Here is a 1911-nt window from a genome sequence, read left to right as displayed (position 1 = left end):
CCATGACGATTCCTTTTGCTGAACGGAACCATCAATATCCGACCGATCGCTCGTGATCAGGTAGCGACCCAAAGGCGACATCTAAACGCGGGTTGAGTGTGGATCCGCGAGTATGTGGATCGAAGTTTGTCTGCGAGCGACGGTTACAGACAGCTACCCTACTTAGATGCTAAAAGATCCCGCCAGATAAGATATAGCTGGTTGGCAAGCAGCAAGCCGAAAAGACTGACGGTTACTAATATAAGAAGTGATCTGACGTTTAATATAAGCGGTAACTTTCCGGGTGTTACATATTTTCTGAGAAACGTTCTCGACCAAGTGCCAAACATTAAATAGGTAAGAAAGCCTCCTTGATCTGATGTCTTCTTCCAGTCAGTATGGCGCATTAGCAGGTACGAATATAAACATGCAGTCGCAAATCCTAGAGAGAACTGCGCGATAATTAGTGCTGGTAACAAGTCGTTGAATCGCCCCGGGTTCGTCGGAGGCTCCAACTCTTGAGAAACTGGAGCCATGAAACAGAGCAAACGTTATTCCCCGGAAGTCCGTCATCGCGCGATCCGGATGGTCTTCGATCATCAGGGCGAGTACGCCTCGCAGTGGGCCGCAATCGGCTCGATCGCCGGCAAGTTCGGCTGCACACCTGAGACGCTGCGCCATTGGGTTCGCCAGGCCGAACGTGATCGCGGTCTGCGCGATGGCCAGACCACCGAAGAGCGCGAGCGCGTCAAGGCGCTCGAGCGCGAGAATCGCGAGCTCAAGCGTGCCAACGAGATCCTGCGCAAGGCATCCGCATATTTTGCCCAGGCGGAGCTCGACCGCCGAGGCAAGTGATGATCGATTTCATCGATGATCACCGCAACGTCTACGGTGTCGGGCCGATCTGCACGGTGTTGCCGATCGCATCGTCGACGTACCACGACGCCAAATTGAGACAAGCGAATCCGGAGCGCCGATCCGCTCGCCAACAGCGCGACGCCCGAATGCGTGAGGCGATTCAGCAGACCTGGGAGGCCAACAAGTGCGTTTACGGGGCGCGCAAGGTCTGGCGCCAGCTACAGCGAGACCAATGGCAGGTCGCCCGCTGCACGGTCGAGCGTCTGATGCAGGATATGGGCCTACAGGGCGTCACCCGCGGGTGTGCGCCTCGCACGACGCGCGCTGACCCGCGCCAGGCCGTCCCCGAGGATCACGTCCGTCGGGACTTCACGGCGGATGCGCCCAACCAGCTCTGGGTGGCGGATTTCACGTACGTTGCGACGTGGCGCGGCTTTGTCTACGTCGCCTTTGTCATCGACGCGTACGCCCGACGCATCGTCGGCTGGCGTGCATCGAGCGCGCCCAACACGAGTCTCGTACTCGATGCGCTCGAGCAAGCCATCCATGATCGGCAACCCGCCAAGGGCCTGATTCAACATACCGACCGCGGTGTCCAATATCTGTCGATTCGCTACAGCGAGCGGCTGACTGAGGTCGGCATCAAGCCCTCGGTCGGGCGCGTTGGTAGCTCGTATGACAACGCCCTGGCCGAGACCGTAATCGGGCTGTTCAAGACGGAAGTCATCCGCCGGATGGGCCCGTGGCGTCATCTCGAAGCGGTCGAGTTCGCAACACTGGACTGGATCGACTGGTTCAATCAGCAGCGCCTGTTCGGGCCGATCGGCGATATCCCGCCGGCCGAGGCTGAAGAAGACTTCTATGCCACACTTTCCGAGTCCGCCAAAGTGGCGTGACTCAAACCCACGAGCCTCCGGTAATCCCGGGGTGATTCACGTCCAATAGCGGCATAAACTCACCAAGAAAATCGTTGCATATTCGATATTAGCGCTCAATTCACGACGTTTCCACGAAACGTCGCTACATGACCGTGCGAAATAGCTCTATCAAACGCTTTCGCGCATGTCCGCTTCT

Annotated in this window: 1 protein-coding gene and 1 other annotated feature; the gene reads left to right on the top strand. The window is 57.6% G+C overall.

Going from position 1 to position 1911, the window contains the following annotated elements; translation table 11 throughout:
* Window positions 1-513 precede the first annotated feature (513 nt).
* Window positions 514-1733, top strand: a protein-coding gene (locus tag SAHL_RS01710) for an IS3 family transposase (protein ID WP_123589695.1) whose coding sequence is annotated in 2 segments (ribosomal slippage) — window positions 514-799 and window positions 799-1733 — 1221 coding nt in all. Because the reading frame shifts where the segments join, the coding sequence is not laid out codon by codon here.
* Window positions 792-908: a sequence feature (AL1L pseudoknot), on the top strand. (Overlaps the previous gene by 117 nt.)
* Window positions 1734-1911: the final 178 nt, after the last annotated feature.

It is taken from the genome of Salinisphaera orenii subsp. halophila YIM 95161, assembly GCF_003732545.1.
GTDB lineage: Bacteria > Pseudomonadota > Gammaproteobacteria > Nevskiales > Salinisphaeraceae > Salinisphaera > Salinisphaera orenii_A.
The sequence above is the reverse complement of the archived record's forward strand: the minus strand, read 5'-3'. Positions and strand labels throughout refer to the sequence as shown.